General features: G+C 65.4%; 28 protein-coding genes. All 28 read left to right on the forward strand.

Annotated features, from left to right (window positions below; translation table 11 throughout):
• Positions 1-2: 2 nt before the first annotated feature.
• The 28 genes from FZ029_RS20765 to FZ029_RS20895 all read left to right on the forward strand — a co-directional run bounded on the left by FZ029_RS20765 (position 3) and on the right by FZ029_RS20895 (position 24936).
• Positions 3-182, forward strand: coding sequence for a hypothetical protein (locus FZ029_RS20765; protein ID WP_149271576.1), 180 nt, complete (start codon positions 3-5; stop codon positions 180-182).
• Positions 183-319: 137 nt separating this feature from the next.
• Positions 320-2527 carry a Hint domain-containing homing endonuclease gene (locus FZ029_RS20770; RefSeq protein ID WP_149271578.1) on the forward strand — a complete coding sequence of 736 codons (2208 nt, stop codon included), beginning with the start codon at positions 320-322 and terminating at the stop codon, positions 2525-2527.
• A 105-nt stretch (positions 2528-2632) separates the two neighbouring features.
• Positions 2633-3463 (forward strand): hypothetical protein, encoded by an 831-nt coding sequence (locus tag FZ029_RS20775; protein WP_149271579.1) that lies wholly within the window; start codon positions 2633-2635, stop codon positions 3461-3463.
• Positions 3464-3697: 234 nt separating this feature from the next.
• Positions 3698-7078 (forward strand): DNA polymerase III subunit alpha, encoded by a 3381-nt coding sequence (gene dnaE / locus FZ029_RS20780; protein ID WP_149271581.1) that lies wholly within the window; start codon positions 3698-3700, stop codon positions 7076-7078.
• A gap of 41 nt (positions 7079-7119) precedes the next feature.
• Positions 7120-7410, forward strand: coding sequence for a hypothetical protein (locus FZ029_RS20785; protein ID WP_149271583.1), 291 nt, complete (start codon positions 7120-7122; stop codon positions 7408-7410).
• A gap of 3 nt (positions 7411-7413) precedes the next feature.
• The gene (locus FZ029_RS20790) at positions 7414-7833 is read left to right on the forward strand and encodes a hypothetical protein (RefSeq protein ID WP_149271585.1); all 420 of its coding nucleotides are present in this window, start codon (positions 7414-7416) and stop codon (positions 7831-7833) included.
• Positions 7830-8216, forward strand: coding sequence for a hypothetical protein (locus tag FZ029_RS20795; protein WP_149271586.1), 387 nt, complete (start codon positions 7830-7832; stop codon positions 8214-8216). The genes FZ029_RS20790 and FZ029_RS20795 overlap by 4 nt, the downstream gene beginning before the upstream one ends.
• Positions 8217-8218: 2 nt before the next feature.
• Positions 8219-8713 carry a hypothetical protein gene (locus FZ029_RS20800; RefSeq protein ID WP_149271588.1) on the forward strand — a complete coding sequence of 165 codons (495 nt, stop codon included), beginning with the start codon at positions 8219-8221 and terminating at the stop codon, positions 8711-8713.
• Positions 8713-8955: a hypothetical protein gene (locus FZ029_RS20805; protein WP_149271590.1), complete on the forward strand. Its 243-nt coding sequence runs from the start codon at positions 8713-8715 to the stop codon at positions 8953-8955. The genes FZ029_RS20800 and FZ029_RS20805 overlap by 1 nt, the downstream gene beginning before the upstream one ends.
• 235 nt (positions 8956-9190) lie before the next feature.
• A complete protein-coding gene (locus FZ029_RS20810; RefSeq protein WP_149271592.1) occupies positions 9191-9658 on the forward strand; it encodes a hypothetical protein in 468 nt (155 codons plus the stop codon).
• 156 nt (positions 9659-9814) lie between these two features.
• A complete protein-coding gene (locus tag FZ029_RS20815) occupies positions 9815-11044 on the forward strand; it encodes a hypothetical protein (RefSeq protein ID WP_149271594.1) in 1230 nt (409 codons plus the stop codon).
• A 66-nt stretch (positions 11045-11110) separates the two neighbouring features.
• Complete coding sequence (locus tag FZ029_RS20820) at positions 11111-12037, forward strand: hypothetical protein (protein WP_149271597.1); 927 nt, start codon at positions 11111-11113, stop codon at positions 12035-12037.
• Positions 12038-12068: 31 nt separating this feature from the next.
• Complete coding sequence (locus tag FZ029_RS20825) at positions 12069-13268, forward strand: hypothetical protein (protein WP_149271599.1); 1200 nt, start codon at positions 12069-12071, stop codon at positions 13266-13268.
• Between the two features lie 143 nt (positions 13269-13411).
• Positions 13412-14401 (forward strand): hypothetical protein, encoded by a 990-nt coding sequence (locus FZ029_RS20830; protein WP_149271601.1) that lies wholly within the window; start codon positions 13412-13414, stop codon positions 14399-14401.
• 73 nt (positions 14402-14474) lie between these two features.
• Positions 14475-14843: a hypothetical protein gene (locus tag FZ029_RS20835; protein ID WP_149271603.1), complete on the forward strand. Its 369-nt coding sequence runs from the start codon at positions 14475-14477 to the stop codon at positions 14841-14843.
• Positions 14844-14854: 11 nt separating this feature from the next.
• Positions 14855-15976, forward strand: coding sequence for a metallophosphoesterase (locus FZ029_RS20840; protein WP_149271605.1), 1122 nt, complete (start codon positions 14855-14857; stop codon positions 15974-15976).
• Positions 15977-16036: 60 nt separating this feature from the next.
• The gene (locus FZ029_RS20845) at positions 16037-16504 is read left to right on the forward strand and encodes a hypothetical protein (protein ID WP_149271607.1); all 468 of its coding nucleotides are present in this window, start codon (positions 16037-16039) and stop codon (positions 16502-16504) included.
• Positions 16504-16812, forward strand: a complete 309-nt coding sequence (locus FZ029_RS20850; RefSeq protein WP_149271609.1) for a hypothetical protein — start codon at positions 16504-16506, stop codon at positions 16810-16812. The genes FZ029_RS20845 and FZ029_RS20850 overlap by 1 nt, the downstream gene beginning before the upstream one ends.
• On the forward strand, positions 16806-17258 hold the full coding sequence (locus FZ029_RS20855) for an NADAR family protein (protein WP_188052002.1): 453 nt from the start codon (positions 16806-16808) through the stop codon (positions 17256-17258). The genes FZ029_RS20850 and FZ029_RS20855 overlap by 7 nt, the downstream gene beginning before the upstream one ends.
• 101 nt (positions 17259-17359) lie before the next feature.
• Positions 17360-17518: a hypothetical protein gene (locus tag FZ029_RS33075; protein ID WP_188052003.1), complete on the forward strand. Its 159-nt coding sequence runs from the start codon at positions 17360-17362 to the stop codon at positions 17516-17518.
• A 20-nt stretch (positions 17519-17538) separates the two neighbouring features.
• Positions 17539-17880, forward strand: a complete 342-nt coding sequence (locus FZ029_RS20860; protein WP_149271613.1) for a hypothetical protein — start codon at positions 17539-17541, stop codon at positions 17878-17880.
• Between the two features lie 52 nt (positions 17881-17932).
• Positions 17933-20056, forward strand: a complete 2124-nt coding sequence (locus tag FZ029_RS20865; RefSeq protein ID WP_149271615.1) for an SMC family ATPase — start codon at positions 17933-17935, stop codon at positions 20054-20056.
• Between the two features lies 1 nt (position 20057).
• Entirely contained in the window at positions 20058-20363 is a 306-nt protein-coding gene (locus tag FZ029_RS20870; RefSeq protein WP_149271617.1) for a hypothetical protein, read from the forward strand.
• A 216-nt stretch (positions 20364-20579) separates the two neighbouring features.
• Complete coding sequence (locus FZ029_RS20875) at positions 20580-20774, forward strand: hypothetical protein (protein WP_149271619.1); 195 nt, start codon at positions 20580-20582, stop codon at positions 20772-20774.
• Between the two features lie 76 nt (positions 20775-20850).
• The gene (locus FZ029_RS20880; RefSeq protein WP_149271621.1) at positions 20851-21441 is read left to right on the forward strand and encodes a crossover junction endodeoxyribonuclease RuvC; all 591 of its coding nucleotides are present in this window, start codon (positions 20851-20853) and stop codon (positions 21439-21441) included.
• An 87-nt stretch (positions 21442-21528) separates the two neighbouring features.
• Positions 21529-23310 carry a ribonucleoside-diphosphate reductase subunit alpha gene (locus tag FZ029_RS20885; protein ID WP_149271623.1) on the forward strand — a complete coding sequence of 594 codons (1782 nt, stop codon included), beginning with the start codon at positions 21529-21531 and terminating at the stop codon, positions 23308-23310.
• A gap of 7 nt (positions 23311-23317) precedes the next feature.
• Positions 23318-24538, forward strand: coding sequence for a ribonucleotide-diphosphate reductase subunit beta (locus FZ029_RS20890; protein WP_188052004.1), 1221 nt, complete (start codon positions 23318-23320; stop codon positions 24536-24538).
• Positions 24539-24660: 122 nt separating this feature from the next.
• The gene (locus FZ029_RS20895; RefSeq protein WP_149271625.1) at positions 24661-24936 is read left to right on the forward strand and encodes a hypothetical protein; all 276 of its coding nucleotides are present in this window, start codon (positions 24661-24663) and stop codon (positions 24934-24936) included.
• Positions 24937-24995: the final 59 nt, after the last annotated feature.

The following is a 24995-nucleotide window of genomic DNA, read 5'->3' on the forward strand; positions in this document are numbered from 1 at the left end:
CAATGGTTCAATTGACGGGCCCCGAGCGCGCGGCCTTGAAGACCGCGCTGCGCAATGAAATCGAGCGCCTGGAGGCGCTGTGCGGCCTTCGGCACGCCCTCCCCTACGAGAGGGAGTCATGGTCCGAGCAGATCGCTGATTCCAGATCGGCGCTCGCCAAGTTGGAGGCGCTGTCCGCATAGCTCAATGCAGCAATAGCTCTATTCGGCAATGACTCCATGCGTGAACGCGCGGGCACGTCTTCAATTGCCCTCTGGCGCTCGCGCGTGCGATGTTCTATCAGTCAGCGATGATAATAAACCAATAAGGGGTTTGTGTTATGTCCGCACAGGTGATCGCGATGCGTAAACCCGCAATCGACATCGAGGCCAAGGTGAAGTGCCGGGAATGCGGGTTCGAGGGGCATTCCCTCTACAAGCATATCCAGGACGCCCATGGCCTGAGCGCCGAGGACTACATCGCCAAGCATCCCGGGGCCGAGCTGCTGTCGCCGCTCGGCAATGAGGTGATGAAGGCGCATTTCTCGGCCCAGGCCGAGGTACGCTACACCAGCGAGCCGAAATCGTCGATCGACCTGTTCGCCATCGGCTTCGGCAAGGCGACCGGCTACACCAAGCAGATGCCGGTGCGTACCTATGCCGGCTTCACCAAGGAGCACGGCGTCCCGGACGTCGATCCGAACTACTACTTCCCCGAGGCCGTCAGCCGCGACCTCATCATGGGCATGGAGAAGGGCGGGCGCGTCTATGCCCACGGCCCGACCGGCTCCGGCAAGTGCCTCGGCAAGGGCACGCCGGTGATGATGTTCAACGGCACGATTCGGCCTGTCGAGGATGTGCGGGTCGGCGATCTGCTGATGGGGCCTGATAGCTTTCCGCGCCGCGTTGTGGCGATCGGCAGCGGGCGCGAGCCGCTTTATCGCGTCGTGCCGACCAAGGGCGATGCCTACGTCGTCAACGAGAGCCATATTCTGTCGCTGCGCATGACGAACGGATCAAAGCGCTCGTGCGGCATTGAGGATGGCTCAATCGTCAACATCGAGGTGCGCGACTACCTTCAGAAGACATCGACCTTCAAGCATTGTGCGAAGGGCTGGCGCGCTGGTGTCGATTTTCTCCCCCTGGCCGAGCCGCTGCCGCTTGAGCCGTATTTTCTTGGTCTTTGGCTGGGTGACGGCAATTCGGCGAACTCGAACATCTGGTCGACGGAACCCGAGATCGGCGCGTATCTTCACGACTACGCCCGTCGCCTTGGAATGGTGTGCCGCGAGGACCGCTCGGCGTCGTCCGTCGATCTCGTCACCTACTCGATCTCGAAGCCCGGAGGTAAGAAGCATACCCACGTTTTGCGCCAGGCGCTTCGCCTGCACGGCCTGATCGACAACAAGCATGTTCCGCATGCCTATAAGACGGCATCGCGTTCCGAGCGCCTGGAGCTTCTGGCCGGCATCATCGACACCGACGGCTGCCTCGGTGTCGGCGGCTATGATCTGACGCTGAAGTCCGAGCGCCTGCTGGATGACGTGGTTTTCGTGGCGCGTTCGCTCGGCTTTGCCGCATACAAGGCGGAAGCCAAGAAGACCTGCGCGAACAACGGCGTCGAGGATATCTATTATCGCTGCTGGATCAGCGGCGACATTGACCAGATCCCGTGCCGCGTCGAGCGCAAGAAGGCGACGCCGCGACAGCAGGTAAAGAATGTGCTGAACGTCGGCATCACGCTGGAGCCGTTGGGCGAGGGCGACTACTACGGCTTCCAGATCGAAGGACCGGATCGCCTGTTCCTGCTCGGCGACTTCACGGTGACGCATAACACCACCTGGTTCGAGCAGTTCGCTGCCCGCACCGGCCGCCCGTTCTGGCGCGAGCAGATGTTCCGCGAAAAGGAGCCGGTCGAGCTGACCGGCCTGTGGGTCGTCAATGACCGCGGCGCGATGGAGTATATGTACTCGGGCTTGGTGAAGGCGCTCCAGCAGCCGTCGATCATCTGCTTTGACGAATACGACAGCGGCAACGCGGTCGTCACGGCCATGTGCAACGCCCTGTTGGAGGGCAAGCCGCTGATCCTGGGCAACAAGGGCGGCGAGAAGATCTGGCCGCATCCGGAGTGCATCATGGTCGCCACCGGCAACACCAACGGCATGGGCGACGACACCGGCCTGTATGCCTCGACCAGCGTGCAGTCCTTTGCCACCATGAACCGCTTCCGCATGTTCGTGAAGATCGACTACATGCCGGAGGAGAAGGAGCGCGAGGTCATCAAGCGCGTCTTCCCGAAGCTCCCCGAGGGCCGGGTGAAGAACATCGCGAAGGTCGCAAAGCTGGTGCGCGACGGTTACATCGGCGGCAAGGTGAGCTGCCCGCTCTCCACGCGCCAGGTGCTCAACTGGGCGGACTGGGATATGAGCACCGGCGAGTCCGGCCGCTCCTTCCGCCTCGCCTTCGTCAACCAGCTCAACGAAACCGACGCGAAGGTCGTCGGCGAGCTGTACCAGCGCGTTTACGCCAAGAGCATCGACGAGGATTAAGCGCGCCGTCGTCTATATGTCACCGCTGACGGACAGTAGCTTTTCCCCGCTCTGTCTGTCAGCGCTATAGTCATTTCACGAGTTATTTTTGTGGAGCGCAGTGACATGGACGACGTGATCTTCGAGGCCTCGCTCGTCGAGGCCGAGCTTCAGGCATTCCGCAGCCGTCCCTGCTACGGCACGCTGGCTCAGCCGGTCGCGCGCTGCGCGCTGTGCCTGGTTCATGACGACTGCGTGGCGCTGCGCAGCGAGGCTGCGGCCTCGCTCGACGTGATCGCCGAGCATTACGCCTATCTGCTGGCCGCCCGGCCCGCGCCGGCTACCTCCTGGCCCGAGGTGTTCGACGAGCTGGCGGTCGAAGCGACGCCGGCCCCGCAGCGCGAGCGCCGCCCTGCCGCCCGCCCCCGCCCGGAGGCCTTCGACTTCCGCGGCGTCATGCTGCGGCCGGACGGCGAGACGCTGGTGACGAAGACCCAGCTCACCGTCTCCGGCGATTTCCAGCAGCGCGCGAAGGACGTCCCCTGGCCCGAGCTGTTCTGCATGGAAAGCGGCAGGGATTACCGCATCACCTGCCCGGCCACCGAAGACCGCGACAAGCGCCACCAGATCGACTGGTATCGCGCGGGAAGCTGCGTCGCCGTGATGCCCGACCTCGACCAGTTCGCCAATCTCGGCAACCCCTATGCCGGTCAGAGCCACGTCATTGGCGGCTCGATCGCCTACTGGACCTGGGAGATTGCCGGCGGCATGGCCGAGACGGTGCCGGTCGCGCCGCAGGACATCACCGACCGGGTGCTGTCGGCGTCGGGCATGCGCGGGACGGCCTACAACAAGGCCTGCGTGCGCGACGCCCTGCGCGACATGGCGCTGTTCGGAATCCTGCGCCGCTGCCGGCGCATCGACAACGGACATCTGGTTTTTATCATCGAGAGGTGATAATCTCCCGCCAGTCACAGAGCGGGACTGTGCTCCAAGAGCCACTGCCGGGGCAGGCGACTTCAAGCGCCGGCTCTTCCAAGCCTATCCTGCGCGCGAGCGCCGACCATGTGTTCCCCGCAATCGACGTCGTTGATGTAGACCATGGTGAAGGTGGGAAGCCCCGGCACTATTCGTTTGACCATATGTCAGTAATTAGTGAAGTATACGCAGACGCTGTTTTGTGAGGGCGAGATGAGCATTCCCTTTCACCACCTGCACGGCCACAGCTTTTTCAGCAATCTCCTGCAGCCTGACGCGCTCTCGTCTCCGGACGACCTCGCCAAGCGCGCGGCCAGCGTCGGTCTGTCCTCGATCTGCGTGACCGATCATGCGTCGATCGCCGGCGTGCCGGCGCTGCTGAAGGCGGCAAAGAAGCACGGGCTGAAGGGCATCGTCGGATCCGAGCTTTACTGCACGACCGACCCCGCATGGCGGCCGGCCAGCAAGGAGGAGGGCCGGCGCGACTACAGCCATGTCGTCGCGCTCGCGCAGAACCAGGATGGCTTCACCGAGCTGTGCCGGCTGCTGTCGAAGGCCTCCGGCGAACCGAACTTCTACGGCAAGCCGCGCAATGCCTTCGCCGACCTCTATGAGACGAAGAACCTGATCTTCACCACTGCCTGCGCCGGCGGCGTGCTCAAGCGCGGCGACGCCGACTGCGTGCTGCGCGAGCTGGTGGCGGCCGTCGGGCCGGAGCGCGTCTACCTGGAGATCCAGCCCCATCAGGACGAGGGCCAGCGCCTGGTCAACGCGCGGGCGGTGCATCTGCGCGACCAGCTCGGCCTGCGCCTCGTTGCCACCCAGGATTTCCACTACGCCAACCCCGGCGACAATGTCGGCCATGAGGTGCTGCTGGCCGTCGGTAGCCAGGACGTCTGGTCGAACCCGGAGCGCTGGCGCTACCCGGTCGACGACCTCTATGTGAAGTCCGGCACCGAGATGCTCCAGGCCTTCGCGCCCTGGATCAAGTCGGGCGCGCTCGACAAGGCGCATGTGCTGGAGGCGTTCGAGAGCACGGCGATCATCGCCGACCGGCTCGGCTTCGAGCTGACCAACCGCGCGATCTCCCTGCCGAAGATGTCCGACGACAGCCGCAAGACGCTGCTGGTGATGGCCGGCGAGGCGCTCAAGCGCAAGGGGCTGGCCGGCGACGAGCGCTATGTGAAGCGCCTCGTCCATGAGATGAACGTGCTGACCGAGGCCGGCTTCCTCGACTATTTCCTGATCCTGGCCGACATCATCGCCTGGGCGAAGCGCAACGGCATCGCGGTCGGCCCCGGCCGCGGCTCGGCCGGCGGCTCGCTGCTGTGCTATCTGATCGGCATCACCACGATCGACCCGATCCGGCACGGCCTGATCTTCGAGCGCTTCTTCCGTCCCGGCCGCCTCGACCTGCCCGACATCGACACCGATTTCGAGGACGAGCGCCGCGACGAGGTGCTCGACTACATCGAGCGCAAATACGGCAAGGACCATGTCTGCGGCGTGGCGAGCTACACCATGCTCAAGCCCCGCGGCGCGATGAAGGACGTCGGCCGCGTCTTCGAGATCAACCACGTCGAGATCAACCAGGTCACGGGCGCGATCAAGGTGCCCGACATCCAGGTCGACGATCCGGAGGCCGAGAAGGCGCATGCCGAGGAGATCTTCGCCGACCCCGCCGTCGCCGGCTTCTTCCGCAAGTACCCGGTCGTCGAGCCGCATGTCCGCGCGCTGACCGGCTGGATGCGCGGCACCGGCCAGCATGCCGCCGGCGTCGTGATCTCCGGCGTGCCCGTCGCCGACCTGTGCGCGCTGCTGCGCGGCAAGGACGGCCGGCGCGTGTCGTGCTGGGACAAGTGGCAGATCGAGAACATGGGGCAGATGAAGCTCGACATTCTCGGCCTGCGCACGATGACGATCCTGCGCCACGCCGCCGAGTATGTGCTCCAGCGCACCGGCCGCCGCATCGTCTACGAAGACCTGTCCCTCGACGATCCCCGCACCCTGGAGCTGTTCGACAAGGGCGATACGACCGGCGTGTTCCAGTGCGAGAGCCACGGCATGCGCGAGGTCTTCAAGGGCTGCAAGGTCGACCGCTTCTCGATCATCGCCGACGTGATCTCGCTCTACCGGCCCGGTCCGATGAAGGAGATCCCGAAATACCAGCAGGTCCAGACCGGGCAGATTCCGGCGACCTACATGCACCCGCTCCTGCAGCCGATCCTGGAGCCGACCTTCGGCACCCTGATCTATCAGGAGCAGATGATGGAGGTGTTCGTGCAGGTCGGCGGCTTCGACTTCACTGAAGCCGACAAGATGCGCAAAATCTGCGGCAAGAAGCTGGGGCCGGCCGAGTTCGCCAAGCATGCACCGCCCTTCATCGAGGGCGCGAAGCGGAACGGGCTGACCGAGCAGGAGGCCGAGGCGATCTTCGCGACGATGGCCGAGTTCGGCATCTACTCGTTCAACAAGTCCCACGCCTACGCCTACGCCACCATCGCCTATTGGACGGCCTACATGAAGGCCAACTTCCCGGCCGAGTTCTGGGCAGCGCATCTGTCCTGCACCGAATCGTCCGAGAAGCTGAAGCTGGCGATGAAGGACGTGGTGAAGGCCGGCATGCAGATCGACTGGCCGAACGTTAACACCTCCCACGCCACGCGCTTCGTACCGATCTCCGACGTGATGATCGCAGCGCCGCTGACCGCGATCCACGGCGTCGGCGAGAAGGCGGCCGAGCTGATCGCCGGCGCTCGCGAAGGGCGCATCGACAACCAGGGCCTGGCCCGCGGCGAAGCTCGGCAAGAGAAGAAGGGCATCGTGCAATTCGACGCGAGCCGGACAGTCGCAGGAGCGTTTACAAGCGCCCAGGATTTCGCCAATCGCATCTATGCGCGTGTCGTCAACAAGCGCGTGACAGACGCCCTACAGAGCGTTGGAGCGTTCCCTTGGGCACGTCCGCATGACGACGTGCTGACAGCGAAGCGACGCGAACTGATGAAGGATCTCGCGGTCGACGTGCTGACGGTCGACACCGGGGCAACGCTGCTGATCGACAACTCGACGGTGGCGGCGTTGCAGCGCATCTTTACGGTCCTGCCCGTGTTCGAGCAGGAGACGAAGATGAAGGCGGTCTACCCCGGCATGACCGGCAAGTCGGCGCGCATCATGGCGATCCTGGGTGCGCCGGGCTGGCAGGAGGAGAAGGCCGGCACGATGGGCCAGAACCCCGCCTTCGAGAAGCTGCTCGACGTGCTGCGGCCGGAGCTGTCGCTCAAGCCGTCCGACTTCTACTTCACCAGCCTGTACCGCTTCCGCAAGCCGCCGCTCGGCTTTGACCAATGGCGCGATAGGTCAATTGAGCTATTGCACCATGAGATTGACATCGTGAAGCCGCCACTCATCATCGCCATCGGCTCGGACGTCACCAAGGCGCTGATGGGCGAGGATGCCAGCGTCATGCGCCTGCACGCCAAGACCGAGCGCTTCAAGGACTTCCCGGTGGTGTTCTGCAAGTCGCCGATGCTGGACGGTGTTGGCCCGGACGATCTCCGGCAAGTTTCGCTCGCCATCTCTGAGCTTCTTGTCTAACTTCTCTATCAGTCACTAATTACAAATATAAAGGTGATGATATGAATGTGTCTGTTTCTGAACAGCAAGTCGAGGACGCCGTAAAGGCGCTGATCGCCGCGAACACCCGGCATCTTGAGGAGCTGGGGCCGATGGCCGGCATCGTCGCGAACGAGGAGCTGACGAAGGGCCTGGTCGAGCGCTCGCTCGCGACGCTGGTCGAACTCGGCATGGCCGTGAAGGACGATCGGGGCGCGGCGCTCCTGACTGACTTCGGGCGGGCGGTGCTTCAGCACCCCCGCGCCCGCGAGATCAGCGCCGCGATGCTCGGCGAGCAGGCCGGGAGGGCGTGAGCGATGACGATTGTTCGCGACGCCCACGGCATGCTCTGCCCGAAGTGCGGCCAGGATGACTGCATCGACGTTGCCGCGCTTGTTCATGTTCGCCTGACGGGTAGCGGCAGTGACGCCGATTTGAGCTTCGACGGCAGCCATGAATGGGACGATGACAGCCGCTGCTGCTGCGGTGCCTGCGGTCACGGCGGCACCGTGAGCGACTTCAGAAAAGCCGCAGAGCAGCAGATGGTCCGCGAGCTGGTCGACCTCTTCGGCGAGAAGGGCCGCCCGGACGACTTCCTGGATGGCCATGTCCATGACGCCAAGTTCGCCGAAGCCTCGCAGATCAACAACGGCGGCGTCGAGGATCAGATCGCCTATCTGATCGCCGTCGAAGGCTTCGAGGCGGTGCGCCAGATGATCGAGGAGGACGAGCAGTGAAGATCACCAACCAGGAGCGCGACACCATCCTCGCCGCGCTGCGCTTCTACCAGAGCAAGGGCATGGGCGATCCCTTCAACCGTCCCGACGACATCCACGACATCGCCACTAACGGCGGCGACGGCATCAGCCTGGACGACGCCGGCATCGACGCCCTGTGCGAGCGCCTGAATGTCGAGCAGGAGGGGCCGGATCCGATCGGGGCGCTGATCGAAGAGTTCGGCGGCGACCGCGGCGTTTGGGGCGAGCACCCCGGCTACCCGCGTGCCGACTGGCGCTATCAGGTCGAGAACGGCGACACGAACCTCGGCTACTGGGAGTGGGTCGAGAACGAACTGGCGATCGAGCGCTCTGCGCCCGTCGCCGAGGGCGGGGAGGCCTGACGATGGAGCTGATGCTTCCGACGCTCGGGATGGCGAACGCCCAGCTCACGCGGCATGAGAGCGTCAACTTCGACCATCGCATCGTCAGCACCTTCCGGGGCGAGCGGTTGGCCGAGGAGATCGCGGAGAAGGCCGCGGCGATCCGCGCCAGCTCGGGCATCAAGATCGCCATCATCGCCCCGCTGTCGATCAACCGCGTGCGCTATGCGCTGACGGCCGAGACGGATTTCCGCGCCGGCGAGTGGAAGCTCTGGTGGTTCGGGCTTGCCAACGGCAAGCAGCTCACCGACGCCGCCCGCGCGCACCTCAACGGCATGGCGGACGTTCGCGAGGCGATCGCGCGCTGGTGCGACAGCAACGTCGCGGCCCTGCGCGAGGAGAGGGTCGCCGAGTTCGTGGCGAGCACCCTCGCCCATGTCTCGGCCATCGAGAGCAACATGCGCCAGGTCCGGGCCGCCCTGGAGGCCGTCGGCGCGCAGCAGAGGGAGACCGTCTGATGCGCGACATCGGCCTGTTCGAGGCGATCAGCATCCGCGCCAAGGCCGCGCGGCTCGTGATGCGCGAGACGAGCGGTCACGAGTTCGAGGGGACCGACGAGGAGCTGATCGACCGGGCGGAAAAGGGACATCCGCGCCTCGCCCGCGCGCTCAAGATCGCCGACGGCATCATCCGCATGACCGAGGAGGCCCACTTCCCCGTCGCCAGCAAGACGCGGGGCATCGCCTCCGGCTGGGAGTGACCGAATTGCGCTGCCCCAAGATTCCCCGCCGGCGCAGCAACCGTCCCAGGCCCGCCTCCCGCTCCCTTCCCGGCCGCTGGTACGTCGATGAGTGCGGGTGGTGGGTCAGGCCGAACGCGAACGGCACGGCCACCTTTCTTAGCTGCTCCGGCAGCTTCACCGATCGGCTCGATCCCCGCATGAAGCTCTGGCCGACCGATCAGAACCCACCCATCATCACGGAGACCGCCTTTCCATGATCCCCACCGACGGCATCGCACGGGCCTTCAGCATCCGCCCGGAAGATCTTGCGATGGACCTGCAGATCAACCCGACCAACATGGACGACGCCATCATCCGGCAGGCCGGCCTGTACGCCTACTACGTCTCTGCCCATGCCGAGGCCGAGGGCCGGCTGCGTCAGGCCAAGCTGGAGCGGGACGTCTTCACGGCCGCGCTGGACAAGCAGCTCCGCGACCAGGCGCTGGCTCGCGGCCAGAAGCTGACCGAGAAGCAGGTCGAAATGCAGGTCATGCTGCATCCGGACTGGAAGGTGCGCGTGCAGCGCGTCAACGAGCTCGAGGCCGCGGTGTCGCAGTTGGAGGGCCTGGTCAGGGCGTTCGCCCAGAAGAAGGACATGCTGGTCACGCTCGCGACGAACATCCGGGCCGAGCGCCAGCAGAGCTTCGCCATCCGCAATCAGCCGCAGACGCCGTTCGGCTGATCGACGAGGTGAGAATCACACCTTTGCGTGGGCAACTATCATTGACCGATGACAGAAACAAAGCTAGTTTGTATCTCGTGACGTGATGAACGTCCAACGCCGTAGTGCATCGTTCCACAGTTATCATTCATTCCTGATAGAAACTGAGGTTTTTCCATGAACGCTCTCGCTCCGACCGCTGCCGCTGCCGCCCCGATGCCGTTTGGTCAGCTCGACCCGTTCACCGCCGCCCTGATGGCCGACGTCGATGCCGACGCCAAGGCCGCGGCTTCCAAGAGCGCCGACCGCTTCCGCTTCAAGGACGCCGGGGAATACTACCTGCGCCTTGTTCCGTCGAAGGGTTTCGGCACGCAGAAGCCCGACGGCACCTGGAACACCCGCTGGTTCCACAGCTTTGGCACCCACGCCTTCAAGCCGCCGGGGTATGAGAAGAAGGTCTGGTTCGGCTGTCTGCATCACACCTACGGCCAGGCCTGCCCGCTGTGCGCCGCCGTCGCCACCGGCAAGAATAACCCGATGGTGGCCGAGATCGCCGACGAGGCGTATGCGTCGCGCCGGTATCTGGTGAGCGGTCAGTTCTTCGACCCCGTCACCCGCACCTTCAACCCGGTCGTGCCGATCGAGCTGGCGAAGACCCAGTTCGAGAAGATCAAGGGTCTGCTGCTGGTGTCGAAGACGTTCTTCGCGCTGCAGGGCGGCTACGTCTTCAAGGTCGTCGCGACGCCGCGCTCGCAGGGCCAGGGTATGGAGATCGCCGTCTCCGACGCCTCGCCGTTCGACACCGGCATCACCGACGACGATCTGCTCGACCTGGAAGAGATCGTCCGGGCCGACATCATCGAGAAGAACGCCGCGGTCGCGTCCTTCACCGGCGATCTGCTGCGTCCGCTCGCCCAGCAGCCCGGGCAGCGCTCCGCCGGTGGCTTCGCGGCCGTCGGTGCGCCGAACGGCTTCCCCGGTGCCCTGCCCCCGCCGTCGGCTGCTCCGGCCGGCTTCCCGGGCGCTGCGACGCCGGGCTACGCTGCCGGTGCGCAGTTCATGCAGTCGGTCCAGCAGCCGGCCCAGGCGATGCCCGGCTTCCCGGGTGCCGCCGCTTCGCCGGCCGCTCCCGCCTTCCCCGGCGCTGCTGCCCCGGCCGTCGCTCCGGCTGGCTTCCCGGGTGCAGCTCCGGCCGCGGCCGTCGCGCAGCCCCAGCCGGCCGCTGCTCCGCAGCCGACCGTGATCGACGTGCCGGCCCAGCCGGTCGCGCCCTCCCCTGCCCCGCAGCCGGCGGCAGCTCCCGCCGCCGTGCAGCCGGCCGCTGCCCAGCCCGCCCCGGTCCAGCCGGCCGCCACCTCGGCCGAAGCGCTGGCCGCCGAGCTGGACAGCATCCTGGGCGGCCTGTGATCGCCTGCGATCGCTGACGAATGAGAGGGGCCTTCGCGCCCCTCTCCTTTTATCGGGAGCAACCCCATGACAACGACTCTGCTGGTCGACGGCAGCAACATCGCCTGGGCGGCGTTCTATGTCGGCGAGACGCTGATCGACCATCTTGGCCGGCCGACCGGCGCGATCTTCGGCTTTCTGCGCATGGTGCGCGCGGCGGCCGACCAGATATCCGAGCTGACCGGCGACACGGTCAAGGTGATGATCGCCTGGGACAGCAGCCGCGAGAGCCTGTGGCGGCGCGACGTATACCCCGACTACAAGGCGAGCCGCGACACCGAGAAGACGCCGGAGGATCTGGCGAGGCTGGCCGACTTCGGCGATCAGGTGAAGCGCATCCGCCAAATCCTGCCCTGCCTCGGCATCACGCAAATCCGAGCCGAGCGCTTCGAGGCCGACGATCTGGCCGGCTGGCTGACCCGGCGCTGGCCGCAGACCCGTTTCGTGCTGATGAGCGGCGACTATGACTGGCTCCAGCTCGTCAGCCCGACCGTGTCGTGCTGGATCGTCAGCAAGGCCCAGCTCGTCACCCCGCTCAACTTCGCCGACATCGTCCAGGCCCGCTACGGCGTGCCCCTGACCAACCCCGACCAGTATGTGCGCATGAAGGCGATCGCCGGCGATGACGGCGACGACGTGCCGGGCGCACCGGGTATCGGCACCAAGACGGCCGGCAAGTATATCCTGGGCGAGCTGGCGAAGAAGAAGGACGGCACGCAGACGGCCAAGGAGCAAGCCATTGTTCAATGGCTCAATGATCCAATGGGCTACGAGCGCTCGCTCAAACTGGTCGATCTGCGCGACATGCAGATCCCGGCCGAGGCGGTGACGCTGGAGCGCGGCGCGTTCGACGAGAGCGCCTTCGTCGATGTCTGCATGACCCACTCCTTCGACAGCATCTACAACGACCTTCCGACCTGGATTGTCCCCTTCAAGCTGGCTGCCGTCTCCTGACAGGGCGCTGCATCAATAGAGGAATAGCTCAATGGACTTCGACAAGATCATGGAAGGGCTGGCGGACGCCGTCGGCAGCCGCGACAGCTTCTCCGGCTCCGTGCCCTACTGGCTGCCTACCAGCCTGCCCAACGTCAACATGGCGATCTCCGGCGATCCGAACCTCGGCTTCCCCGGTGGGCGCATCATCACCATCGCCGGCCCGGAAAGCTGCGGCAAGACCGCGCTGATGACCGAGCTGATGACGAAGGCGCAGCGCATGGGCGGCTTCTCGGCACTGGAGGATTTCGAGCACGCCTTCGCCCATGTCCATGCCAAGCGCCTGGGGCTGGCCTGCGACGACACCGATAAGAACTGGTACTACCGCAAGCCGGCGACGGCGGAGGAGGGCTTCGCCCGCGTCTACAAGATCATGCGGTACGTCCGGTCGGTGGAGCTGGGCTTCACGCTGCCGAAGGACACCGACAAGAAGCCGCGGGCGTCGGCCGAGGCCCTCTATGACGCGATGCGCGGCGTCGATCTGTCGAAGCTGGTGCCAATGGTGCTGGGCATGGACTCCATCGCCTCGATGATCCCGGAGGCGCAGGACGTCGACTACACCAAGCAGAACATGAAGACCAAGAACATGGAGCACGCTGCCCTGCTCAGCATCGAACTGAAGCGGCTGGCGCGCGACGCCGACGTCACCGGCGCGACCATGATCCTGCTGAACCAGCTCCGCACCAACCCCGGCGTCATGTTCGGCGACAACTCGACGGAGCCGGGCGGCAACGCGCCGAAATTCTATGCGTCGGTAATGCTGCGCCTGCGCCGGGTCGACAAGTGGTATCGGAACTACGACGACAAGACGTCCGAGGTGATCGGCGACGTCGTGGAGTTGTATACCCGCAAGAACAAGGTCTTCCGGCCCTTCAAGAAGACCAAGTACGTCTTCCGCACCGTGGATCCGGTCGGCCTGGACCCGATCGGCACGATGATCCTGCTCGGCAAGGAGGCCGGCGTGCTCGGCCCGGTCGGCGGCGTCACGGTCGAGTTCGAGGGCAAGAAGCGCTGGAACGTGAACGACTTCGACGAAGCCTGCCGCAAAGACCCAGACCTCGCCAAGCGCCTGACCGACCACGTCATGTCGTCGATCAACCCGGTCGAGGACGGCCCGGTCCAGTCCGATGACGAGAGCACGCCGGCACCGGGCGGCGCTGGCAGCGTCGACCTGTCCAACGCCTTCTCGTAAATCGAAAACGACTGACTGCAAAATGAAGCCCGCGGAAAACTCCGCGGGCTTCTTTCATTTCTCCTGTCATTAATTGCTGAAGTATATTTCTCGTGTCGCGACACAGCGACGCTGATTTGTGTTGCATCAGTGGAGAATGCCAGATGTCTTCTCTCGTTTCCTCTATCATTGCTTTGCCGATGCAGAAGCGCATGCTGTCCCCGAATGACGCCCGCGAGCTGTACGACAACCATGTCGACCGGCACTTCGTTCAGCGCATCTTCAAGCCGAGCAAGGCCAAGGACATCGAGAAGACAATCAAGGCCGGCACCTACATGGGCGTCGTGCCGTTCGTTTTCTTCAAGATCCGCGGCATAAACCGGCTGCTGCTGGTCGACGGCCAGCACCGCATGAGCGCCATCGCCAATGCCGGGGTCGTGGTCGAGGTTTTCTTTGTGGTCATGGAAATGCCGGACGAAGCGACAGCCCGCAAAGCCTTCCTAGAGTTCTATCGCGGGTCGACGCCGTCTGCCACCGATGCCGTCTCCCCGGCCCAGATGTCCGGCGCTGGCCTGACGCCGTCCGAGACGAAGCTGGTGCTGGGTGCGGGCCGGATCATCTACCGAAATTTCAACGTCAGCGCCAGCAAGGGCAAGCTGGACCCCGAGCTGCTGTCGGGCATGTTCGAGAACTGGAGCGCTGCCGGACAGGAAGCGTTCAAGCTCATCCGCGCCGCGGCCGGCAGCGAGGCGAAGAATTGGGAGATTGCATCGGTGCTGGCCGTCATGATGCCGACCCTGCTGCCGTCCTCGATCAAGGTCGAGGCGACGCGCTTCTGGGAGAACGTGCTGAACAAGCACGCCCGCCGCTCAATGTACGAGCAGGAGACGCGGGAGGCGCGCATTCGCCATAACCTCACCGCGGGCGGCCACCATACCCGACAGGCGGTCATCAGTGGCATGCTGGCGGGCTGGAACGCCTGGCGCGATTCCCTGCCCCGCCCCTTTACCGGCTCGCCTCGCAATGGCGCTCCGATCTACGATGTCGACCTGTCCCGTGTGCCGGCCGGCCTCCTTATCGACGCCGTGCCGTATGTGCAGCCGGCCGCGGCCCTGAAACCCGTCATCATGCCGTTTTCGATTGCTGCTGAGTAAAGTCGTCTTTTTCTTGCGCTATCAGTAAGCGATGACATAAACTAACGACATAGCAAACAACGAGGTGTGTTAGATGTCCACCGCTTCCCAGACCATCGCACTCGACCGCGACACCTTCGGCCCCGAGCTGACCGAGAAGCTGAGCAAGCTGATCCCGGAGGCGCAGGCCCTCGCCAATGAGGCCGGCGATCGGATCGACGTTGGTCTACGCTACGCCGACCGCACGATGACGCTGCTGCACTTTAAGGAGGATCAGGGGCCGGAAGACTTCCTGCCGCTCGTGACCGTGGTGCCGGGCGAAGAGCTGGTGCTGAGCAACAACCTGGCCTTCGCGATGCTGAGCCGATTCCTGAGCGTCTACTTCACCGCCCAGACGATGCGCGAGACGGTCGCTGCCATGGCCGCCGGCGCAAGCCGGCCGGCGGCCGCAACTGTCCATTGAGGGCGCGGCCGATGAAACTGATCGCCTTCTCCGATCTGCATGTGCATCGGCACCGCTTCGGCGCGAGCGTCGATGCGAAGACCGGCCGGCACTCGCGCCTCCAGCACTGCCTGGACGTGCTCGACGTGACGGCCAAGGCCGCCGCATGCCACTATGCCGATCTGCGCGTCTTCTGCGGCGACCTGTTCCATGTCCGGGGCCATCTGCGCCCGACCGAGCTGAACCCAGTCTTGGAGCATTTCCGGGGCGTCCATAGCGAGAATTGGGCACCCGGCTATGATCTGATCGACTGGATGATTCCGGGCAATCACGACATGGAGGGCCGCGCCGACGGCGAGCACGCCCTCGATGCGCTGAAGCCGATCCCCGGCATCTCGATCTTCGAGGGCTTCGGCTACGAGGTGCTGGATCTCAACCGCGTTGCCGGCCTGTCCGTCGGCCTGGGCTGGATTCAATACGCCCCGGACGTGCCCGAGCTGATCCGCCGTGTCGATCAGGTCGCCGCCAAGCGGCGCACCCACGCCCGCCAGCCGACCCACACGATCTGCCTGATCCATCACGGCGTCGACGGCTCGATGGCCGGCATTCCGGACATGGGCTTCGGCCCGCAGCATCTGCCGACCGCCGACTTCGACCTGGTGCTGTGCGGCGACTACCATACCCACAAGCAGCTCGCCCCGAACGCCTGGATGCTCGGCGCTCCGCTCCAGCACACATTCGGCGACGCCGGCCAGACGCGCGGCTACTCGGTGATCGAGCTGGTGCCGGGCCGGCCGCCGGCGCTGGAGCTGGTCGAAGTGCCGGGCGTGCCGAAGTTCGTAACCTGGGACGCCGGCGACGCGATGCCCCGTGACGCCGCCGGCAACTTCGTCCGGGTCCGCGCCGACGACAAGGACGCGCTCGCCCGTATGCGCAAGATCGCCGAGGATGCCGGGGCGCTCGCGGTGCAGGACGAGCTGGTGCGCTCGATGGCGCAGATCACCCGGACCAGCGTCTCGCTGAAGATGAAGACGAGCGACCTGTTCCGCACCTGGCTCGACGGCCAGATGAAGGCCGGTCAATACGCCGGGCAGGATGCGGCAGCGCTGGCAGCACTGAACGATGCCTGCCTGGTAGAAGCCGGGGTCGCGTGAAGGCTCGTTCTGTCGTATCATTCAACGATGACAGAACTAAAGCCCATAGGAGTGGATCAGATGGCGACGACCTTCACGGCCGACCAGCTCCGTGTCGGCATGGCGCTGCGCTACAAGGGCGACGACGTTCCGTTCGCCACGCCCTTCCTGAAGAACAAGGGCAACAAGCTCGGCAACTGGCTGCTGCCGAGCTTCACCGTCAACCCGGCCGCCCCCAGCGGCCGGAAGTGGGAAGACCTCCCCGGCTCCAAGCGCGACACCTACACGATCACCAAGATCGAGACGGGCCGCAAAGGCAAGGGCGGCCGGCCGCTCGAAGACCTCATCCATATCGTCGGCGAGGGCTACGCGCAGGGCACCGTGTTCGGCCTCGTCCCGGCCGACGTGATCGCGAAGTTCGAGCTGGTCGGCGACGCGGTCGACATGCTCGATCCCGAGAAGCTGCCCGATGAGATCAAGGCGCATCAGGCGACGATCCTGCGGGAGGCAGAGTGGTCGCGGCAACTCCAGCTCACCGAGGGCTGGTGATGGTCGATCTGGTTTCGCTCAGCGCCGAGGACATCGAGGCGGCCCGCGCCGTCTTCGGTATCCTGGCGCAGGCCGAGGACACGGTCGAGGATCTTGTCCGCCGGGCCGACCGCTCGGCCTGCGATCTGGTCGTCACCGAGGACGGCGACGAGGTCGAGCTGGTGCTGGAGGGCGACTTGCTGCGAACGCGGATGTCGCGCGCAGCGTTCTGCGAGGCGGCCGTCAGCAGCGGCCGGTTCCGCTTCGCCGGCGAGCACATGCGCTTCATGCCGCTCGCCTGGAACCGGGCATGGAGCCAGGGATGGTGATCGACACCTTCAGCGGCCGATACCGCTTTCTCAGCAACTTCGCGCCCTCCCCGATCGTCGCCGTGGGCATCCGCTTTCCGACCGTTGAGCACGCCTTCCAGGCGCTCAAATCGACGAGCCGGAGCGACTGGGAGAAAATCGCTATGCTGCCGACGCCGGGGCTGGCGAAGCGCGCTGGCCGCGGGCTGGCGCTGCGGTCGAACTGGAGCGAGGTGCGCGTGGCCGTGATGACCACGCTCGTCCTGCTGAAATTCTGCACCCATGTCGACCTGCAGCGCCGGCTCGTCGCTACCGCGCCGGCTACCCTGATCGAAGGCAACACCTGGGGCGATCGCTTCTGGGGCGTCTGCGGCGGGGTCGGCGAGAACAATCTCGGCAAGATCCTGATGTACGCCCGCGATCTGGCCGCAGCCGGATGCTTGCCGCATACAGCAATGCCCCAATAGCTCCATTGAGCAATAGCTCTCTAGCCCTCAGCAGGTGGCCGATGGCGATCCTGAAAGAAAGCGACTGGGTGCGCTAAACCCAGGAGTTCTGTGAAACGAGCATGACCACGGCCGGCATGAACGATCTGCTGAGCCGGCGCGGCAGGGTCATCCGCGTCCACAGCGACGGCAAGCTCTGGGACATCGACTGGGGCGACGTCATCCTCCAGTCGCCCACCGACTCCTCCCTGCATGTCGTGACCGACCCGCCAACCCGATAGCTCCATTGAAGCATTGCCCCATGGCTGCATTGCTGAATGCCGACCACATGGGCCGGTATGTCGAGGTCTGGCGCACGCTCTCGGCCATGCAGTCGCCGCTCTCGCGCGGCCGGATGATCTGGCGCTGGCATGACGTGGGCCTTGGCCTCGATCTTCCGGCGGAGCGCCGGTACACGACGCGGCCGGGGCCGGACGGGGAGCTTCGCAGGGAGCTGCTCTATCAGCGCGACTACGACCTCCATCGCGCCGCCCTGGAGCTGATCGCCGCCGGCGCTCTGCGGGTCGACCATCTTCCGAACGGCGACTGGGTCTATCCGGACGCCGCGTGCTGGGAGGCGCTGCAATGGGCGGACGGCTGGTAGGCCGATAGAGCGATTGAGCCATCGAGTCATTGAACGATAGACCAATAGGTGCATGATGAAACTTGTGTCTGTGAAGGCCGAGAATTTCGGCCCCTTCGTCGAAGCCGGCCTTCGTCTCGACGACCGCGGCCTGCTGCTGGTGCAGGGCGACAACCAGCTCTCCAGCTCGGCCGACAGCAACGGCTCGGGCAAGTCGTCGCTGCTGGAGGCGATCTTGTGGGCCAACTTCGGCCGCACGATGCGCTACGACCTGCGCGGCAAGCCGACCGGCGACGAGTACGTCAACAACCGCTTCGGCCCGACGCCGGGGAAGAACTGCCGCGTGACCTGCACCTGGGACATCGACGGCCGGAAGGTCGAGATCCTGCGCACCCGCAAAGACAAGGCCCTCAAGAACGTCGTGATGGTGTCGGTCGACGGCAACGACATGACCCGCGGCACGATGAAGGAGACCGACCGGCTGATCGAGGAGCTGCTCGGACTGGACTTCAATGCGTTCGTGCGCTCGGTCTATTTCGACGGCTCGAAGATCGTCCCGTTCCCAACCCTGACCGACAAGGAGATCAAGGACGTCTTCGAGCGCGTCCTGGGGCTGGACGATCTGTCGAAGGTCGCCCAGGTCGTGAAGGACAAGCTGCGCCTCGCCAATGCCAACCTGTCCGGCGTCCAGAACGATCTGCGCCTCGCGCAGGCCCAGCACTCCACCGCGCTGGTCGAGCAGCAGGTCGCCGAGGGGCGGCAGGCGACGTTCGAGGCCGAGCGCGCCGCGGAGGTCGAGCAGGCCGAGCGGGAGATCGCCACGCTGGCCGGCACCAGTCAGCGCGATGCCGCCGCGATCCAGGCCGATGACGACGCGCTGGCCGCTCGGGAGGCCGAGGCGCATGCGAAGCTCGGCAAGCTCCAGCGCCTCGATGACGCTATTGCTCAATGGAGCAATGACCATGCCGCCGCACAGAGCAGCCGGGCGACGGCCGCGGCGACGCTCAATCATCTGCGCGCCCAGAACCCGGTGCCGCCGACGGCGCTGCTGATGGAGCGCCAGCAGATCGCCGGCGAGATGGACCGGCTGGCGCGCGAGATCGGCCGGGTGCAGCATGACATCCAGCATGCCGAGGGCAGGGTAGGGACGGCCTGTTCGGAATGCGGCAAGCCGGTGGAGCAGGGCGACGTCGAGGGCTTCGTCGCGGCGCAGAAGGGCAGGCTGAACGATCTTGGCCGCCAGCACGCCGACCTGAAGCCGAAGCTGGCCGACGTCGATGCCCGGATCGCCGCCGACGAGCAGACCCAGCGCCAGGCCATCGCCGCGCGGATCGCGACGGCCGAGGGCGAGCTGGGGGCGGCGAACGCCCGGCTTACGGCGCTGGGCGAGACGAAAGCGAAGCTCGACAGCTTCGCGACGCTGCGCACGGACATGCAGCGGGTGCTCGCGGAGCTTTCAGGAGCGCGTTCTCGTCTCGCTGACGAGCGACACGCAGCAGAGCGCGCGAACGCATCCATCGAAGCCCTGCGCGCCCGGATCGCAGACGTGCGCGCCAAGCCCAACCCCTATGTCGAGGATGCCGGCCGTTGGAAGACGCGCATGGACGAGCTGGCAGCGCAGATGACCGGGCTGGAGGAGCGGGCGGCCGGCTACGAGAAGGAGATCGGCCAGCTCAAGGTGCTCGACGACGCCTACGGCCGGACGGGGCTGAAGGCGCATATCCTGGAGACGGTGACGCCGGTGCTGAACGACCGCGCCAACGACTATGCCCAGCGCCTGGCCGACGGCAAGGTGAAGATCGAGTTCGCGACCGTCACCCGGCTCAAGGACGGCACGCTGGCCGAGCGCTTCTCGGTGAATGTCGAGAATGACGAAGGGGCAGGGGCCTATCACGGCCAGTCGTCCGGCGAGAGCCGCAAGATCGACCTCGCCATCGCGCTCGCCATGTCCGATCTCGTCGCCGCCCGTGCGTCCAAACCGATCGACCTGTTCGTCGCCGACGAGATCGCCGAGAGCCTGGATCCGACCGCGGTGGAGCGCGTCGTCGGGCTGCTGCAGGACAAGGCCAAGGAGCGCGGCACGATCCTCTGCATCAGCCACGCCGACATGCGCGACCTGATCCCGGACATCGTCACGGTGCAGAAGACGGCGGCCGGCTCGCAGATCATCGACGGCGCGATCACGGGAGGGTGGTGAGATGCCGCGCACCCGCACGCCCTGGTCCCACCCTGCCTTCACCGGCGCTGCCGCGACCAGCGCAGCCGCCCGGCCGGGGCGGGCCACCACGACGATCCTTCAGGAGAAGATTCTGGAGCACCTCACCCTCTGCGGCGAGCAGGGGGCGACCCAGGAGGAGCTGGAGCAGGTCTTCGCCGGCCAGTACAAGCCGCAGTCCGTGCGCACCCGCACCCGCGAGCTGTACGACATGGGGAAGGTGAGGGCGGCCGGATTCACGCGGCCGACCACGTCGGGAAACCCGGCGAAGGTCTGGCTGGCCGCATGACCGGCGAGAATGGAGGAGGTTGGGTCTGATCCCGTGAGAACGTGAGGCTCAACGGCAGGCGGCGCATAGCACAGTAGCACGGCCTCACGTCCCGCGCCCGGGATACCGGACGCCATTTTGGTATCACAACATCTTGAGCTGGACAAGGCAGATTTCGCCTTGCCGTGCATAGATGTTGTATTATTATCAGTAAGTACTGACACGAAGCGAGGAATTATGGCCCGCGTCAAGGAAATCCATGTGTCTGTCGGTCGCACGGTTGGGCTGCCCAACTACGGCTCGATCCGCTTCGACGATGCGGAGGTCGTCGAGCTGGAGCCGGGCGACGATCCGAACCAGGTTTATGCCGATGCCTATGCGCGCGTCGCCGGCCGGCTGAGCGCGAAGCTCCAGCAGATGGGCGTGAAGTAGTGCCGGCCCATTGGGTAATACGGCAATAGCGCAATTGACCTATTGGGTCATAGCCCAATACAGCAAGGACCGAAACATGAGCGAAATCACGGTGATGGGCCTCGACCCGTCGATCCGCCACACCGGCATCTGCGTCGGCCGGCTGATCCTGCCGCAGCGCCGCATCATCATCGACGACCTGGCGCTGATCGACACGGAGAAGCGCTCGGGCAAGGACGTGCGGCAGAACTCGGACGATCTGCGCCGGGCCGAGGAGATCATCACGCAGATCGAGGCCCGGATCGTGAAGCACAAGGTCGCCTTCGCCATCTCCGAAGTGCCGACCGGCGCGCAGTCGGCGCGTGCGGCCTGGATGCTCGGCATGGCGGTCGCGACGCTGGCGTCGCTGAAGCTGCTCCGCGTGCCGCTGATCCAGGTGCAGCCGAACGAGACGAAGCTGGCATCGGTCGGCTCGAAGACCGCGACCAAGCAGCAGATCATCGACTGGGCCTACGACAAGTTCCCGGACCTGCCCTGGCTGACGCATCGCGCGTCGAAGCATCCGCACAAGCTGACCGCCGACAACGAGCATATGGCCGACGCCGTCGCCGTCGTGCATGCCGGCATCGAGACGGCGCAGTTTCAGCAGGCCGTCGCGCTGGCCTTCGGCATGGCGCGGGCGGCGTGAGCCTTGCCTTGGTTTGCGGTATCAGTAACCGATGACTAGAATATACCTCCCGACATCGAGCGGGACTCTTCACCGGAGACCCTCCCTATGATCCAGATCGACTATAGCCGGGACGCTCTGCTGAGCGAGCAGTCCCTGAAGCTCCTGGCCGAGCATTACCTGCACCCCGGCGAGCGCCCGCAGGACGGCTTTGCCGCGGCGGCGATCGCCTGGGCCACCTTCCGCGGCGTCACCGATTGGGCGCTCGCCCAGCGCCTCTACGACTATGCCAGCAAGGGCTGGTTCGGCTGGGCCTCGCCGCCACTGTCGAACGCCCCGCGCGCCGGCAAGCCGACCAAGGCTCTGCCGATCTCGTGCTTCGCCGGCGCGGTGGAAGACACGCTGGAGAGCCTGGTCGCCCACGACAACGAGCTGAAGTGGCTGTCGATCATGGGTGGCGGCGTCGGCGGGCACTGGGATCTCGTGCGCTCGGTCGACCGCAAGGCTCCCGGCCCGATTCCGTTCATCGTGACGGCCGATGCGACGGTGCGCGCCTACAAGCAGGGTGCGATCCGGCGCGGCAGCTATGCGGCCTACCTGTCGGTCAGCCATCCCGACATCCGTGAGTTCATCGGCCTGCGCCTGCCGGCGGCCGCCGGCGACAGCAACCGCAAGTGCCTGTCCACCGGCTTCCACCATGCCGTCAACATCACCGACGACTTCATGCGCGCGGTGATCGAGGGCAAGAGCTGGGATCTGATCGACCCGCATCACGGCGACGTGCGTGAGACTGTCGATGCCGCCGAGCTGTTCGCCCAGATCCTCGAAACCCGTGCGCGCACCGGCGAGCCGTATCTGAACTTCATCGACACGGCCAACCGGCATCTGCCAGAGGCGCAGAAGAAGCTGGGCCTGAAGATTCTCGGCTCGAACCTCTGCGACGAGATTCATCTGGCGACCGGGCGCGACATCTTCGGCAAGATGCGAACGCTCGTCTGTTGCCTGTCGAGCCTGAACATCGAGAAGCGCGACGAATGGCTGCCGGTGATCTGGCAGTTCGTCGGCGACCTCATCACCGCCCTCGACAACATCATCGAGTATTTCATCGAGCACGCGCCCGACACCATCGCCACCGCCCGCTACAGCGCCATGCGCGAGCGTGCGCTGGGCCTGGGCACGATGGGCATTCACGCCTACCTGCAATCCAAGGGCATCCCGTGGGAGAGCTGGGAAGCGGTCGAGCTGGATGAGCGCATCCATGCCGAGATCAAGGCCGCGGCCGAGAAGCGCTCGCTGGAGCTGGGCGCTGAGCGCGGCGAGGCCCCGGACATGGTCGGCACCGGCCGGCGCAACTCGCATCTGCTTTCCATCGCGCCGACCGCGAACAATGCCTCCATCGTCGGCACCAGCCCGGGCATCGACCCGTGGAAGGCGAACGCCTTCGCCCACCGGACGCGCGTCGGCACCCACCTCGTCAAGAACCGGCACCTGGAAGCCCGGCTTGAGCAGCTCGGCCGCAACACCGACGAGGTTTGGCAAGACATCATGCTGAACCGGGGATCGGTGCAGCATCTGGACTTCCTGACCGAGCGGGACCGGGCCGTGTTCAAGACGGCGATCGAGTTGGATCAGATGTGGGTGGTGCAGCACGCGGCAGCCCGCCAGAAGCATATCTGCCAGGGCCAGTCGCTGAACCTGTTCTTCGCGCCCGGCACCGACCGCAAGCACGTCGCGAACGTCCACATTGCCGCCTGGGCGCTCGGCTGCAAGGGCCTCTACTACTACCGCACGGAGGCCCGCAACAAAGCCGACACCGTCTCCAAGTCCATCGAGCGCGTCGCGCTGAAGGACGCCGTCGCCGGCGACGACTGCATCTCCTGCCAGGGGTGATCCACCGATGAGCCTGTTCGAGTACAGCACCGCCTACAAGCCGTTCCTCTTTCCCTGGGCCGTCGAGCTGGCGGTCGAGCACGAGCGCATGCACTGGACGGAGGAGGAGGTCGATCTTGCCGACGATGTCGCGGACTGGAAGACGCCGGGCCGCCTGACGCCGGCCGAGAAGAACTTCATCAGCCAGATTCTGCGGATGTTCACCCAGAGCGACGTGAACGTCGGCCGCTTCTACCTCGACTACCTCGTGCCGCGCTTCAAGAACAACGAGATCCGCAACATGCTGGCCTCGTTCGCGGCACGCGAGGGCACCCATCAGCGCGCCTATGCACTGCTGAACGACACACTGGGCTTCCCGGAGAGCGACTACACCGCCTTCATGGAAATCCGGGAGATGGCCGACAAGTCGGACTTCATGCTCGACGCCGACCCCAGCAGCCACGGCGGCCTGGGGCTGACGCTGGCGAAGTCGGTGTTCAATGAAGGCGTCTCGCTGTTCGCCAGCTTCGTCATGCTCCTGAACTTCCAGCGCCGCGGCCTGATGAAGGGCATGGGCAAGGTTGTGGAGTGGAGCACGAAGGACGAGAGCAAGCACGTCGAAGGCATTGCCCGGCTGTTCCGGGCGCTCTGCGACGAGCATCCCCGGATCGTCACCGACGCCTTCAAGCGCGCGATCTACAGCATGGCCCGGCAGGCGGTCGAGCTGGAGGATCGCTTCATCGACTTGGCCTATGCGCAGGGCGCGGTCGAGGGCCTCGCACCGGAGGAGGTGAAGGCTTACATCCGCTTCATCACCGACCGGCGGCTCGTCCAGCTCGGGCTGAAGCCGAACTTCTCGGTGGGCGGCAAGAATCCGCTGCCGTGGGTGGACGTGGTGCTGAACGCCCCGGACCTGACCAACTTCTTCGAGAACAAGGTTGCCGATTACGAGGTCGGCTCGCTGAGCGGCGACTGGAGCTTCGCGCCGCCGCGGCGCTTCCGCGTCTACAGCAAGGACGGCTGCCCGTTCTGCCGCCGGGCAAAGGATTTCCTGGCAGGGCAGGGGCATGCGCTGGAGATCGTCGATCTGAGCGACGACGCCGAGCGCCAGGCCTTCTACGACGAGCGCGGCTTCCAGGGCCGCGAGCGCTCGGTGCCGAAGATCTACGAGCTGGACGCGGTCGGCGGCGAGACGCTGATCGGTGGCTTCACGGAGACGCACGCGCTGCTGTCGCCAGAAGTCGCTTGAGCAATGGCGCAATAGCTACATGGAGCCATGTAGCTATTGCCCTATGCGCGGCTGCCAACCTGCGCTGGATCTTCTCGGGTGCTGGCCCTAGTGTCCGCGCCCGAGCTACCAGGGAGCCAGTCGTGCAGAACGTGATCGCCGCGGCCGTTGCAGCCGCCATCGTGACCGGCGGGGCCGTCTACATCGCCCAGATGCCAAAGCCGCGCGATAGCGCGATCGGCCGCTTCCAGATGATGAAGAACGGCGAGACGGGAGTTTGGCGTCTCGACACAACGACAGGCGAGCTTAATGCCTGCTACATTCTCTCTGGCAAGGACGGCGTCACGAGAGGATGCGTTGGAGTCGAGGTGCCTCCGCCCAACCACTTTGACAAGTACGACACGCCTGCCCAGAAGTGAGCACCCAGCCCCGGCTTGCACCGGGGCTTTCCTGCGGCGCTCTTTTATATTCACCACTC

The sequence above is a fragment of the Azospirillum sp. Sh1 genome, assembly GCF_008365135.1.
Taxonomy (GTDB): domain Bacteria; phylum Pseudomonadota; class Alphaproteobacteria; order Azospirillales; family Azospirillaceae; genus Azospirillum; species Azospirillum oryzae.